This window comes from Rahnella sp. RFA10(1/100) (assembly GCF_004195115.1).
In the GTDB taxonomy this organism is placed as follows: domain Bacteria; phylum Pseudomonadota; class Gammaproteobacteria; order Enterobacterales; family Enterobacteriaceae; genus Rahnella; species Rahnella perminowiae.
The window spans coordinates 160,591-173,727 of sequence record NZ_SEWR01000007.1 but is presented as its reverse complement, the minus strand read 5'-3'; the positions used below and the strand labels follow the sequence as shown (position 1 = coordinate 173,727).

The following is a 13,137-nucleotide window of genomic DNA, read 5'->3' as shown; positions in this document are numbered from 1 at the left end:
TATTGTCTCTATAAAGTAATTCTTAATCACTGAATGCAGGGGATAATTATTCTCATTTGGGTTGATCTGGATTAGGTTTTGCGCAGATTTTGGACTAAAGGTTTTTCGATAAAGCAGAAAACAAAAAGGCGCTCCCCTTACGGAAAAGCGCCTTTTTAAGACATTAACTGATGAATATCAGTTCATGCCGTATTTTTTCAATTTCTTACGCAGCGTACCGCGGTTGATACCCATCATCAGGGCCGCACGAGTCTGGTTGCCACGGGTATACTGCATCACCATGTCTAACAGTGGCTGTTCAACTTCAGCCAATACCAACTCATACAGGTCATTCACGTCCTGACCATTCAATTGAGCAAAATAGCCCTTAAGTGCTTGTTTTACCGAGTCACGCAGAGGCTTTTGAGTCACCTGATCTTGTGAGTTTACGGTAGAAACGGTCAGTACGTCAGAATTCACGCGTTGTTCGAACATAGTTCTGTCAGCTCTTTTTTGTTACGCAAGATTTTCGAAATATGCTTCCAACGCCTCCAGCTGTTCGCTGGCATCCTCTATGGCGTTGAAGGAGCGCCGAAACTGGTCATTTGGGGCATGCTCCTGGAGATACCAGGAAACGTGCTTACGGGCGATACGGAATCCCTTGCCTTGACCGTAAAAGTCGTGCAATTCCCGTACGTGCCCTATTAACAAGCGCTGAACCTCACCCATAGAAGGTGGAGGTAACAACTCCCCTGTGTCCAGATAATGCTGGATTTCCCGGAAGATCCAGGGTCTCCCCTGAGCGGCACGTCCTATCATCAGAGCATCAGCTCCGGTGTAGTCGAGTACCGCCCTGGCTTTATGCGGGTCAGTTATGTCGCCATTCGCGATAATCGGAATGGAAACATTCTGCTTAACTGTCCGAATACTGTCGTACTCTGCTTCTCCATTGAAGAGACAGGCACGGGTTCGGCCATGAATTGTCAGGGCCTGAATTCCACAGTCTTCAGCCAATTGGGCAATTTGTACACAGTTACGGTGTTCCGGTGCCCATCCAGTACGGATTTTCAACGTGACTGGCACATCTACTGCATTCACAACGGTAGTCAGGATTTGTTTAACCAAATCCGGATACTGCAGTAATGCAGAACCTGCCAGTTTGCGGTTCACTTTCTTGGCCGGGCAGCCCATATTGATATCAATGATTTGCGCACCGCTTTCCACGTTAATTCGTGCAGCGGCCGCCATATCTTCGGGGTCACAACCGGCAATTTGCACGGCGCGGATCCCCGGTTCATCGTTATGTACCATACGCAAACGTGACTTATCCGTCCGCCACACCTCCGGATTGGAGGAGAGCATTTCAGATACTGCCATCCCAGCCCCCATCGCATGACATAAGGCACGAAATGGTCGGTCAGTGATACCGGCCATCGGGGCCGCAATCAGGCAATTTGTAAGCTGGTGGTGTCCGATGCGCATGAACTAGGAATGACCATACTGATGTCCGCAAGGGCGCGTATATTACGCATTTTCGTTGCGATATGAAAGGCCAAACTTTGAGCAATTGGATAAGAAAATGCCTTGCTTGCGATGTAAGTCACTGCATTTTGTTTTTTTATCTTTGTTTTACATGGCGTTATCATGATGTGGTTAAATTGTGCGCTTGTGCAAATTCCTAATATCTCTCTGAATCCCCCTGATATAACAGTTGATTCTAAGGGTAGATTTGCCCTTTTAAGCAGCAACAACCACAAAATTCCGTGACGTAGATCACTCTTTGGTCAAAAATACGTCTCACCGACTGCCGCAGGATGAGTTCAGACTTGTCTGGCCTAAAGGCTGCGCCGTTCCCCTTTTTCTCCGCTCCCAGCGTATGGGATAAACTCTAATAATAAGCATGCTAAATGTATCATGTAGAGAAACAGGATTTTTATTACTATTTGGTTGAATTATGATCACCCCCTTATTTTGGAGACGGGTCATGTTTGAACAAATTATTGAAGAATTTCAAAACGGGGACATTATTTATGGTCTGGATGCTCCCCGGGATGCGGTGTGCCGGGCAATTAGAAGCATGATGAGAGACAACGGTATATTTATTAAAATATTACGCCACGGGAGAAAACGACAGGATATTATTATTCAAAATCAACTGACCAACAGTGTGGTCAATGTTTCAAAAATAAGCCACCGGCTGCATGCGCCCGGAAAGTTTTACTCGCCTGATAGACAAATCCGCTCAAGAGGAGAAGCGACCGCGGATCCGAAAAGGGCGATCCAATTTAAGCATTTTTTACGTAACCATCAAAAATGGAACCTGGAAAACGGAATATCTCCTCACCAGATAAAATCAGTTCATCAGGCACAATACATACACTGGGGAAAAACGGTTGAAGTGGATATTTCTCGTTTGAAAAATGCGAGGATACGGCAACTACCCCCCAAAAAGTCTAATACAAACCTCGATATTGCTAAAGAAGCATGGATTCGGGCCAGTAAAGCCGGGCTGGAGTTTCAAACCAAAACCAGAAATAAAAGGGTGCATTTTATCCTTGATGAAATCGCGTTTGAGCGGGTTATTGAAAAGAGACCGGGCGATATTACCAGCGCTGAAATAAGATGGCTTTACCGTAACCGGGGTAATCCTCAGGTCGCCAATAATGTGGTTTACTGGCTGGGTGGCGTTAAAGTTATGCCGCCCTGGGAATGCGAGCCTATTTCATCCATATTTTCCCGGTACCTGCCTCGCTCAGAATATCCTGGAATTAATCAGGAGTGCCAGGAGCTGTCAGTATGCTTTAACAATCTTAATGATTATGTTAATCAGGAAGACGAGATCACGAGACTGTAATTTATCAGACAGTATTGAGTGATATACCGGCTACGGAAAATAACAGGGAGTCATATTTCAGCCGATATATTTCTGTGTATGAAATATCGCAGAGAATACATGGAATAGAGGAAGGGCATCCAGGTTTTAAAAATAAGGCAGCGGGCCCGCTCTGCTGCCTTGAAGGGGAAGCGCAATTATTGCGCGACGATGACCCGGCCATGCAGCCCTTGCACCGGGCGATTATTCGCATGATGCATCGCATGCTGGAATTTCTCCAACTGGGTTTCAGACAATGTCTGAGGCTCTTTAACCACCAGCCAGCGTACCCCTTCTGTGCACGGTGGAGTGGTCAGTGAGCCGCTGAAGCGGTAATGCGTCAGGTCTTTTGGCATCAGGCTAAGGAGATCAACTTTCGTCTTCAGTGCGACAGGTTCTCCTGCTTTATCAGGCATTTGTTGCCATATTTTTTCCAGTCCGGCATTAGCCTTGCCGGTTTCAAACATCACCGCAATCACCGCAATCTCCCCTTCAGCATTCATATGAACAAAATGCGCCTCCATCGGGAAGGATTTACCGTTGAGGGTATTTTCGCTCGGGGAATGGAAATGGAATTGTTGCAGAACGAATTTTTCGCCGTCCAGTGTAACGAAGTCCCCCTGCTGAACATTTACCTGCACGCTGTGACCGTTATTAATGACACTGACCGGTGGCAACTGATAGCTGAGCTTAAGCGGGCGGGGGTGCACCTGTAATGCATCTTTGATATCGATAGGCGACTGTGCTTTACCCTGTTCACACAGATAAAAATCAGGGCTGAGTTTCGACCAGTTTTGCGGGGCAGTGTCGCCATCATATGACCAGTGCGACGCTTCGTTTGCGCAGGCGGGTTGTGCAGAAACTGACAAGGTCAGTGCGGCCAGCGCGGCAGAGAATAATTTTCCTTTCAAGAGATATCCCTTTCATGTGTTGAGTAATAAAACCTCGCAAAGTGTAAGGGTTTTGTGCGGCAGGAGAAATATGAGAACAGGCCGTAAAAGAGTTTTAGAAGAAAATCCGCTCTTTCTGCACAAACAGAAAGAGCGGGGAACATAAATCAGGCTTTTTTAATGCCGGTGATGCGGCACCACTCTTCTTTCTCGGCCACCGGATCCAGGTCAAACTTGTCTTTATAGGCATCCGCCACGCTTTGTGCCTGGCTGGCCAGTACGCCGGACAGTCCCAGATGGCCGCCTGCGACCGGCAGTACACTGATAAGGGGAGCCAGTTCGCGCAAAGGGCCTGCCAGAATGTTGGCGACTACCACGTCGGCCGACAGATCCTCAGGCTGGTCTTGCGGCAGATACAGCGACAGACCCTCTGAAACACCGTTACGTTCGGCATTATCACGGCTGGCCTGTATGGCCTGCGGATCGATGTCGATCCCGACCACATGCTTTGCGCCCAGCTTCAGCGCGGCGATCGCCAGAATGCCGGAGCCGCAACCGAAGTCGATCACGGTTTTACCGTTCAGATCCAGACTGTCTAGCCATTGCAAACACATGGCCGTGGTCGGGTGAGTACCGGTACCAAACGCCAGCCCCGGATCCAGCATGACGTTCACGGCATTCGGATCCGGCACATCGCGCCAGCTCGGGCAAATCCACAGACGCTCGCCAAAACGCATGGGATGGAAGTTATCCATCCATTCGCGTTCCCAGTCTTTGTCTTCCAGTTGTTCGATTTTATGCGCAAAACCTTTGCCCAGCAGCGGTGCGTTTTCCAGTATAGCGATCACTTCGTCCATATCGGTTTCCGCGTCGTAAAGGCCAATAGCGTCAGTATCCCCCCACAACAGGGTTTCGCCGGGCAGCGGTTCGAAAACCGGGTTATCGTGAGTATCCTGGAAAGTCACGGATACCGCGCCACTTTCGATAAGCGCATCACTCAGCGTTTCCGCGTCGTTACCGGTGGTATTAATCTTCAGTTGGATCCAAGGCATAGCCATTCTCTTCTTAACAATCTGTAATAGCAGTACCGTCCGTTCAGGACGGCCTGAGTACGGTTTCGCGTGGCTGTTTGCCAAATTTATTGCCGGCATAAAACGCCAGCAGGCTCAGCAACAGCGACGGCACAATCGGATGCAGACCGGCAATATGCAGGTCAAGACTGGCGAGCAGGGTATAACAAACTGCGCCAACAATCATTGCGCTCAGCGCGCCCGCAGCGTTTGCCCGTTCCCAGTACAAACCGAGCACCAGCGGCCACAGGAACACCGCTTCCAGCCCGCCGAATGCCAGCAGGTTCAGCCAGATAATCATTTCCGGCGGACGCCATGCGGCCAGCAACACCAATAATCCCAGTATAAAGGTGGCCCAGCTTGATAAGCGTTTTAACTTACGCTCGTTAGTCAGTTGCTCCGGTTTAATACCGAGGTACAAGTCTTTAACGATAGTCGCTGATGACTGCAAAAGTTGCGCATTGATGGTCGACATAATGGCAGCCATCGGCGCGGCAAGAAAGATACCGGCGGCGTAAGGGGGGAGTACGGTGATCATCAATGTCGGGATAACCTGGTCTGGGATTTTCAGATCAGGCAATACCGCACGTCCCAGCGCGCCGGCCAGATGCATACCGAACATCAAAACGGCGACCACAATCGTGCCGAGCACAATGCCACGGTGTACCGCTTTGCTGTCTTTGTAGGAAATACAGCGCACAGCGGTATGCGGCAGGCCGATCACACCAAAGCACACCAAAATCCAGAAAGACGCCATAAAAGGCAGTGAAAGGACGTCATCTCCGCCATGCACGGACACCAGTTTCGGGTCGATTTGCCGGAGCTTATCTACCGCGCTGTGCAGACCCCCTGCGGCGTGAATGACGGCGATCAACAGCAAAATAGTGCCGAGCAGCATCACCAGCCCCTGCATGGCATCATTGAGGACGCTGGCACGGAAGCCGCCAAAGGCGGTGTACAGCGCAATACTGATGCCGAAGATCAGCAGACCGGTGTCATAAGGAATACCCGCCGCCGTTTCCAGCAAGCGTGCGCCACCGATGAACTGGACGGTCATCGCACCCAGAAACGCCACCAGCAAGCTCAGGCTTGCCAGCCAGACCAGTAAGCGGCTCCGGTAGCGCGCAAAAAGCATGTCGTTCAGCGTGACCGCATTATAACGACGCGCAAGAATGGCAAATTTTTTACCCAGTACGCCGAGTGAAAGCCAGACGGCAGGCAGTTGAATCATCGCCAGTAATACCCAGCCAAGACCAAATTTGTAGGCCGCACCGGGGCCGCCGATAAAGGAACTGGCACTGATGTAGGTGGCGGTCAGGGTCATGGCCAGTACGAAACCACCCATTGAACGGCTACCGAGGAAATATTCGGTCAGAAAGTTGCCCTGTTCGCGGCGGGTATAGGCATAGACAGACAACCCGAAAACCAGCAGTAAATAGGCAATCAGTGGCAATAAGACTTCAGTCTGCATTAATGTCCTCCAGCGGAATATCGCGATAAATCACGCGAACCATCAACCAGCTTAAAAGAACGAAAATCAGCGGTACCAGCAGGCAGGCCATTTCAAACCAGTGCGGCAGACCGGTGATACCCTGTTTGTCGTCAGGAATATACGCAGCAAAACACCATGCCAGCAGATAGGCAATCGTCAGCCCGAATGCCCAGCGGGCTTCGCGGTTGGCTTGCAAAAAACGTTTATCCAATGCCATTTATTTGTCTCCCCTCAAAACGTAAAAAAGGCCGGAATATCCGGCCTTGATAAGAGAGTACGCAACGGTACGGTCTTTTTATTTTTCCTGCAAACCGAGTTTTTTCTCAAGATAGTGGATGTTGGTGCCACCATGCTGGAAATTCTCGTCGTCCATAATGCGCATTTGCAGTTCAATGTTGGTTTTGATGCCGTCGATGATCAGCTCTGCCAGTGCATTTTTCATGCGGGCAATCGCCACTTCACGGGTTTCGCCGTAAGTGATCAGTTTACCGATCATGGAATCGTAGTACGGAGGCACAGTGTAGCCTGCGTAAATATGGGATTCCCAACGAACACCGAAGCCGCCAGGTGCGTGGAAGCGGGTGATTTTGCCCGGGCTTGGCAGGAAGGTATTAGGGTCTTCCGCGTTAATACGGCATTCCACCGCATGGCCTTTGACCTTCACTTCGCTTTGTTTGATCGACAGCGGCTGGCCGGATGCAATACGCAGCTGTTCTTTGATCAAATCCACACCGGTGATCATCTCGGTAACCGGATGCTCAACCTGGATACGGGTGTTCATTTCGATGAAGAAGAACTCGCCGTTTTCGTACAGGAATTCGAAAGTACCTGCGCCACGGTAGCCAATATCCACACAGGCTTTGGCGCAACGTTCGCCGATGAAACGACGAAGATCTTCCGTAATGCCTGGTGCTGGCGCTTCTTCGACGACTTTCTGGTGACGACGCTGCATGGAGCAGTCACGTTCAGCCAGATAAACGGCGTTGCCCTGACCATCAGCCAGTACCTGAATTTCCACATGACGTGGGTTTTCCAGGTATTTTTCCATGTAAACCATGTCATTGTTGAAAGCCGCTTTGGCTTCCGCACGGGTCATGGAGATGGATTGCTCGAGGTCTTTGTCGCTGCGGACAACACGCATACCACGACCACCGCCGCCGCCAGACGCTTTGATGATGACCGGATAGCCGATGCGTTTTGCGAAGGCACGGTTTTGGTCCATATCATCGCCCAGCGGGCCGTCAGAGCCTGGTACACAAGGTACGCCGGCTGCTTTCATCGCATGGATCGCAGAAACTTTGTCACCCATCAGGCGGATAGTTTCAGCTTTCGGGCCGATGAAAATAAAACCAGAACGCTCAACCTGCTCTGCAAAATCGGCATTCTCGGACAGGAAACCGTAGCCCGGGTGGATAGCCACCGCGCCAGTGATTTCCGCCGCCGCGATAATGGCAGGAATGTTCAGATAGCTTTTTACTGAAGCTGCAGGGCCGATACAGACGGTTTCGTCTGCCAGCAGCACATGTTTCAGGTCACGGTCAGCGGTGGAGTGCACAGCAACGGTTTTGATGCCCATTTCTTTACAGGCACGCAAAATACGCAGGGCGATTTCGCCGCGGTTCGCGATAACAATTTTATCTACCATGGTACGCCTCGTTATTCGATGACGACCAGCGGCTCGTCGAATTCAACCGGTTGGCCGCTTTCTACCAGAATTGCTTTAACAACACCGGATTTGTCTGCTTCGATTTGGTTCATCATTTTCATCGCTTCAACGATACACAAGGTATCACCCGCGTTCACTTTCTGACCCACTTCGATGAAGGCTTTAGCGTCCGGGCTTGGCGTACGGTAGAACGTCCCTACCATCGGTGAGCGAACGATATGGCCACTGATTGCTGCCGGAGCCGCTTCTGCTGGTGCAGCCGCAGGGGCAACCGCAGCAGCCAGGCCTGGCTGTTGTTGTACAGGCATGGCATAAGCCTGTTGCATCATAGGATAAGCCTGCGCAGGTGCAGCACGGCTGATACGAACTGACTCTTCGCCTTCAGAAATTTCCAGTTCAGAAATGCCTGATTCTTCAACCAGTTCGATCAGTTTTTTAATTTTACGAATATCCATGGGTGTGATTCCGGACTCTTTTTGCGTAGAAATTAGTGGGTTTTTGACAAGCGGTTAACCGCTGCCTGTAATGCAAAGTGGTAGCCATCTGCGCCAAGTCCGCAAATAACGCCCACTGCGATGTCGGAAAGATAGGAATGGTGCCGGAACGCCTCACGGGCATGTACATTCGACAGATGGATCTCGATAAACGGAATCGATACCCCCAGTAATGCATCGCGCAGCGCCACGCTGGTATGGGTAAAGGCCGCGGGATTGATCAAGATAAAATCGACGTTTCCGCGTGCCTGATGAATACGTTCAATCAGGACATGTTCTGCGTTGGATTGCAGATGGCTCAGTGCCACACCGGCAGCAGCAGCCTGAACTTCCAAACCTTTAACAATATCGTTGAGCGTGGTGTGTCCGTACGTTTCAGGCTCACGGGTCCCTAACAAATTCAGGTTAGGACCGTTCAGTAGCAAAATGTCAAACTTATGCGCCATTGTGAGCCTATCTCCGGCAATTAGACAAAGATTGTAGAAAATACCCTGATGTCACCGGTTTGTCACCTTTTTCGCGGCAAATCAGCCCGTATCTTCGGCATGAGGTCGGGCATTATAATGATATCGTGGCAATTCGCAGCTAAATACTGGTCTTATCAGCGAAGATAATCAACCCTCGACGGGTGAATGTGCGCGCAATTGGCGAAATTCTGAGAGGCTGTGCCTACGCGCTTTCCCCGGTTTATCGCAGCCACTGACGGAATTTTTTATAGCGCAAGGCCAGCAGGATGGCGGCAAGTGTTGCATAGATGATCGGTTGTGGTGACAACACTTTGACTGACCAAAGGTAATGGATCGGCGCCAGTATGGCGATCAGATAGATGAGATTATGTAGCTTTTGCCAGCCAGCGCCCATTTTACGCTGGGCCCACAGTGTCGACGTACAGGCCAGCGCCAGCAGGAGGATCCAGCAGATGATACCCAGTGTGAGGTACGGGCGGGAAATCAGCTCGCTGCCCAGCAGGCGGATATTGTTAATCCCCAGTTCGAGGAATGAATAGCTCAGAAGATGCAGGGTTCCCCACGCGAAACACCATAATCCCAGCAAACGACGGGTGCGGATCAGCAATGGTTGTTTGCCATAGCGCGCGACAGGCGTCACCAGCAGTGTCACCAGCAAAAATTTCAGAGTCATCCTACCGGTAAAATGCTGAATATCTTTTGCCGGATCGGCGCTGAACCAGCCCTGGTTGATGGACAGCAGGAGCCAGAGAAAGGGCAGAATGGCAGCAAGATAAATAATGACTTTCAATCCGGTAATACTGGCAGGGCTTAAACGACGCATAGCTGAACGGCCTCTTCCTTAATAGAACTTACGCAAATCCATACCGTGATACAGCGACGCCACCTGATCGGCATAGCCATTGAACAGCAACGTCGGCTGGCGCTGAACGTCCAGCAACCCGCCGGAACCGATAAAACGTTCCGTCGCCTGCGACCAGCGCGGGTGATCCACATGCGGGTTCACGTTGGCATAAAATCCGTATTCGTTGGAGGCAATCTGGTTCCAGGTGGTCGGCGGTTCATCCTGAGTAAATTTGATGTTCACGATGGATTTAATCCCCTTGAAGCCGTACTTCCATGGAATGGTCAGACGGATGGGTGCGCCGTTTTGTGGCGGCAGTGCTTTGCCATAAACACCCACGGTCAGCATCGCCAGCGGATTCATCGCTTCATCTATACGCAGCCCTTCAACATAGGGATAATTCAGCCCGCCGCCGATAAAACGGTCTTTCTGCCCTGGCATATGTTCCGGATCATATAAGGTAGTGAAGGCGACATAACGCGCTTTGCTGGTCGGCTCTGCCAGTTTGAGAATTTCACTCAGCTGGAAACCCACCCACGGCACCACCATCGACCAGGCTTCAACACAACGCATCCGGTAGATACGCTGCTCGAGCGGGAAACGCTTCATGATGTCATCCATATCCAGCGTGATCGGTTTAGCGACTTCGCCTTCTATTTTTAACGTCCACGGTGACGTGATCAGTTGCCCGGCATTGGCGGCAGGATCGGCTTTATCCAGCCCGAACTCATAGAAGTTGTTGTAGCCGGAAACTTTGTCCTCGGGGGTGAGTCTCAGGTCATTTTGATAAGCAGCGGGCTTGGTGAAATCCAGCGGTTTACCGGCTGGGGCGGCCGGGCGGTCATGACCTTTGAACCAGGAAAGGATATCCGCACGTGCGTTTTGAGGGACTGCGAGTGCCGCGGCACTGATCCCCAGCGCCTGCAAAACTTTGCGTCGGTCATAAAAAATACTTTCGGGTGTGATGTCTGCTTCGGTCAGTTTGCGGGGTGTGGACATAGCATTCTCCGGCATTCTCATTGTTGCGATTCATTTTTTTATGGTTATAGACAGAGCATGGCGTGAAAACGGCGGCTTTGCGAGATATCGCGCTAAAAAACCGCATCCTGCCGGCAGATATTGAGTCAGCGTTTACTGTTTATATAAGAATTCCGAATTGATTGGTTTTTGTATTGCTATGCTATGAATGTATACACACGACTCTTTGGTAAATTTCTCCTTTCATCGCGTTTTTCTGTTTTATAGTAGCGGCGTTTTTTCGTAGCAGGCTCAGAGAAAGGGTTTGTTTCCTCCTCACCGTAGCGAGTAAGGCACAGGGATGCGATTTACTACCAGACTATCGGCACTGATGACGATGTTAGTCGCGCTGGCAATGTTACTGATGTTGCTTGGCGTCACTTTCAGCTTTATCTATCTGAATAAACAAGACACTGAGCAACACCTTCAGGCGCTTGCCACAACCTATGATCAGGCGTTGCTGACACACACTCCCGCAGAAGCCCAGCGCTGGATGCCACAGGCTATGCGCATGCTCGATGTGACTGATATCGAAGTCAAACTTAATGACACCACTGTTTTTGAATACCATGAGCGTCCGGATGTGCATCGCTCGTGGGACAGCGTGATGCCGGAATATGACACTGCCATTATCCCGCTGATGCAAAATCACGCCATGTCGCTGCATATTTCCTATGTTGATCCTGTCAGCAGCTATATCCGCTCCCTGCGTTCTACATTCACGATTGGGATCGCCATTCTGCTCATGCTGGCTATGCTGCTGCTGAGTTTTCGCTGGTTACGTCAGGAAACGGACGGCGTGGAAAAACTGGAAGACCGCGCGGTCAGAATATTACGCGGCGAACGTGAAGGATTGTCCGGTGATATGGGCGAATGGCCGCATGCTGCCAGCAGCGCAATAGATCGTCTGCTGACGGATCTGAATGAAGCACGCGAGCAGCGCAGCCGCGTGGATACCCTGATCCGCGCTTATGCTCAGCAGGATGCGCAAACCGGCCTCAGTAACCGCCTGTTCTTTGACAATCAGCTTGCGACACAACTGGAAGAAAAGGGGGCGCACGGTGTGCTGATGTTATTGCGCTTGCCAGATTTCGACACTATGCGCGAAACGCACGGTCAGGCCGTGGTCGAAGAACTGCGTTCGGCGATGGTGAATCTGTTATCGACATTCGTGATGCGTCATGTCTATGCGCTGCTGGCACGTTATTTCCACAGTGATTTTGCCGTGCTGTTGCCACACCGTACCTTAAAGGAAGCGGAAGTGATGGCCTCCCAGCTCGTCAATGCGCTTGGCGTTCTGCCGACCTCGTCGCTGATTGACCGTGACGCGCTGATGTATATCGGCATCAGTGCTTACCGTTTCGGCCAGACACCGGATCAGGTGATGGATATGGCTGAGCAGGCGACGCGGCATGCGGCGTTCCAGGGAAGTAACAGCTGGTTTATTTACGATAAAAATGTGCCGGAAAAAGGCCGTGGCAGTGTGCGCTGGCGGACACTGCTTGAAAATACACTGGCGCGCGGCGGCCCGCGTCTTTATCAGAAACCCGCGTTCACCCGGGACAACAAACCCGATCACCGTGAATTACAGCGCCGGGTCTTCGATGGTGAGCAGGAATTGCTGGCGGCGGAGTTTATTCCGCTGGTGGTGCAGTTCGGACTCTCGCAAAGCTTTGACCGGGTGATGTTAAGTCAGATTATTCCGTTACTTAACCGTTGGCCGGACGAAACGTTAGCATTTCACCTGACGGTTGATTCATTATTGCAGCGCTCATTTGTGCGCTGGCTGCGCGATACCTTGCTGCAGTGCGAAAGATCGCAACGAAATCGAATTTTGATTGAACTTGCTGAGGCCGATCTCTGTCAACATACCGACCGGCTACGTCCTTCGATCAGATTATTACAGGGTTTAGGCTGTCGTCTGGCTGTTTCCCAGGCCGGACTGACGGTGGTCAGTACCTCTTATCTGAAAACTTTTCCCGTGGAAAGAGTCAAGCTTCATCCTGGATTAGTGCGTGACATTGATAAAAGGGTTGAAAATCAGCTCTTTGTACAAAGCTTACTCAGTGCATGCGAAGGGACTCAGGCGCGGGTATTTGCCTCCGGCGTGCGGACAAAAGAGGAATGGGCTGTCCTGCTGAAAAGCGGGATCCACGGCGGGCAGGGGGATTTTTTTGCCGGTCCGGAGCCTGTTGAACCGGTCGGTAAAAAATATTCACACAACCGCGATGTTTAAGTGACCGTTAATGCATTATTTAACGTAGAATGAGCCAGCTTTTGACCTACGCCCTTGTCTGCTAGCCGGTGCTTGTGCTCAGGCCGCAGATGGAGGGAAGATGTTGGTAA

At 51.0% G+C, this 13,137-nt stretch carries 13 protein-coding genes; 2 read left to right on the top strand and 11 right to left on the bottom strand.

Annotated features, from left to right (window positions below):
• Positions 1-177: 177 nt before the first annotated feature.
• Together fis and dusB are read right to left on the bottom strand one after the other, a co-directional pair.
• Entirely contained in the window at positions 178-474 is a 297-nt protein-coding gene (fis, locus tag ETV65_RS19645) for a DNA-binding transcriptional regulator Fis (protein WP_004097144.1), read from the bottom strand.
• 21 nt (positions 475-495) lie between these two features.
• On the bottom strand, positions 496-1,461 hold the full coding sequence (gene dusB / locus ETV65_RS19640) for a tRNA dihydrouridine synthase DusB (protein ID WP_129954769.1): 966 nt from the start codon (positions 1,459-1,461) through the stop codon (positions 496-498).
• 502 nt (positions 1,462-1,963) lie between these two features.
• On the opposite strand from dusB, the gene ETV65_RS19630 reads away from it, so the two are divergent.
• Positions 1,964-2,833, top strand: coding sequence for a hypothetical protein (locus tag ETV65_RS19630; protein ID WP_129954767.1), 870 nt, complete (start codon positions 1,964-1,966; stop codon positions 2,831-2,833).
• Positions 2,834-3,009: 176 nt separating this feature from the next.
• Here the strand turns inward: ETV65_RS19630 and ETV65_RS19625 are convergent, their stop codons facing one another.
• The 9 genes from ETV65_RS19625 to msrP all read right to left on the bottom strand — a co-directional run bounded on the left by ETV65_RS19625 (position 3,010) and on the right by msrP (position 10,773).
• Positions 3,010-3,762: a carbonic anhydrase family protein gene (locus ETV65_RS19625; protein ID WP_129954766.1), complete on the bottom strand. Its 753-nt coding sequence runs from the start codon at positions 3,760-3,762 to the stop codon at positions 3,010-3,012.
• A 146-nt stretch (positions 3,763-3,908) separates the two neighbouring features.
• The gene (gene prmA / locus ETV65_RS19620; RefSeq protein ID WP_129954765.1) at positions 3,909-4,793 is read right to left on the bottom strand and encodes a 50S ribosomal protein L11 methyltransferase; all 885 of its coding nucleotides are present in this window, start codon (positions 4,791-4,793) and stop codon (positions 3,909-3,911) included.
• Positions 4,794-4,836: 43 nt separating this feature from the next.
• Positions 4,837-6,282: a sodium/pantothenate symporter gene (panF, locus tag ETV65_RS19615; RefSeq protein WP_129954764.1), complete on the bottom strand. Its 1,446-nt coding sequence runs from the start codon at positions 6,280-6,282 to the stop codon at positions 4,837-4,839.
• Positions 6,272-6,514, bottom strand: a complete 243-nt coding sequence (locus ETV65_RS19610; protein ID WP_165383762.1) for a YhdT family protein — start codon at positions 6,512-6,514, stop codon at positions 6,272-6,274. The genes panF and ETV65_RS19610 overlap by 11 nt, the downstream gene beginning before the upstream one ends.
• A gap of 84 nt (positions 6,515-6,598) precedes the next feature.
• Positions 6,599-7,948: an acetyl-CoA carboxylase biotin carboxylase subunit gene (gene accC / locus ETV65_RS19605; protein WP_129954762.1), complete on the bottom strand. Its 1,350-nt coding sequence runs from the start codon at positions 7,946-7,948 to the stop codon at positions 6,599-6,601.
• 11 nt (positions 7,949-7,959) lie between these two features.
• Positions 7,960-8,424 (bottom strand): acetyl-CoA carboxylase biotin carboxyl carrier protein, encoded by a 465-nt coding sequence (gene accB, locus ETV65_RS19600; RefSeq protein WP_013577296.1) that lies wholly within the window; start codon positions 8,422-8,424, stop codon positions 7,960-7,962.
• Positions 8,425-8,456: 32 nt separating this feature from the next.
• On the bottom strand, positions 8,457-8,909 hold the full coding sequence (gene aroQ / locus ETV65_RS19595) for a type II 3-dehydroquinate dehydratase (protein ID WP_095924388.1): 453 nt from the start codon (positions 8,907-8,909) through the stop codon (positions 8,457-8,459).
• A 241-nt stretch (positions 8,910-9,150) separates the two neighbouring features.
• Positions 9,151-9,753: a protein-methionine-sulfoxide reductase heme-binding subunit MsrQ gene (msrQ, locus tag ETV65_RS19590; protein WP_129954761.1), complete on the bottom strand. Its 603-nt coding sequence runs from the start codon at positions 9,751-9,753 to the stop codon at positions 9,151-9,153.
• Positions 9,754-9,771: 18 nt separating this feature from the next.
• Positions 9,772-10,773 carry a protein-methionine-sulfoxide reductase catalytic subunit MsrP gene (gene msrP, locus ETV65_RS19585; protein ID WP_129954760.1) on the bottom strand — a complete coding sequence of 334 codons (1,002 nt, stop codon included), beginning with the start codon at positions 10,771-10,773 and terminating at the stop codon, positions 9,772-9,774.
• Positions 10,774-11,092: 319 nt separating this feature from the next.
• On the opposite strand from msrP, the gene csrD reads away from it, so the two are divergent.
• Positions 11,093-13,027 carry an RNase E specificity factor CsrD gene (gene csrD / locus ETV65_RS19580; RefSeq protein WP_129954759.1) on the top strand — a complete coding sequence of 645 codons (1,935 nt, stop codon included), beginning with the start codon at positions 11,093-11,095 and terminating at the stop codon, positions 13,025-13,027.
• Positions 13,028-13,137 lie beyond the last annotated feature (110 nt).

Coding starts and splice junctions, on each gene's coding strand:
- fis (WP_004097144.1), bottom strand. CDS start 474: ATGTTCGAACAACGCGTGAATTCTGACGTACTGACCGTTTCTACCGTA.
- dusB (WP_129954769.1), bottom strand. CDS start 1,461: ATGCGCATCGGACACCACCAGCTTACAAATTGCCTGATTGCGGCCCCG.
- ETV65_RS19630 (WP_129954767.1), top strand. CDS start 1,964: ATGTTTGAACAAATTATTGAAGAATTTCAAAACGGGGACATTATTTAT.
- prmA (WP_129954765.1), bottom strand. CDS start 4,793: ATGCCTTGGATCCAACTGAAGATTAATACCACCGGTAACGACGCGGAA.
- panF (WP_129954764.1), bottom strand. CDS start 6,282: ATGCAGACTGAAGTCTTATTGCCACTGATTGCCTATTTACTGCTGGTT.
- accC (WP_129954762.1), bottom strand. CDS start 7,948: ATGGTAGATAAAATTGTTATCGCGAACCGCGGCGAAATCGCCCTGCGT.
- accB (WP_013577296.1), bottom strand. CDS start 8,424: ATGGATATTCGTAAAATTAAAAAACTGATCGAACTGGTTGAAGAATCA.
- aroQ (WP_095924388.1), bottom strand. CDS start 8,909: ATGGCGCATAAGTTTGACATTTTGCTACTGAACGGTCCTAACCTGAAT.
- msrQ (WP_129954761.1), bottom strand. CDS start 9,753: ATGCGTCGTTTAAGCCCTGCCAGTATTACCGGATTGAAAGTCATTATT.
- msrP (WP_129954760.1), bottom strand. CDS start 10,773: ATGTCCACACCCCGCAAACTGACCGAAGCAGACATCACACCCGAAAGT.
- csrD (WP_129954759.1), top strand. CDS start 11,093: ATGCGATTTACTACCAGACTATCGGCACTGATGACGATGTTAGTCGCG.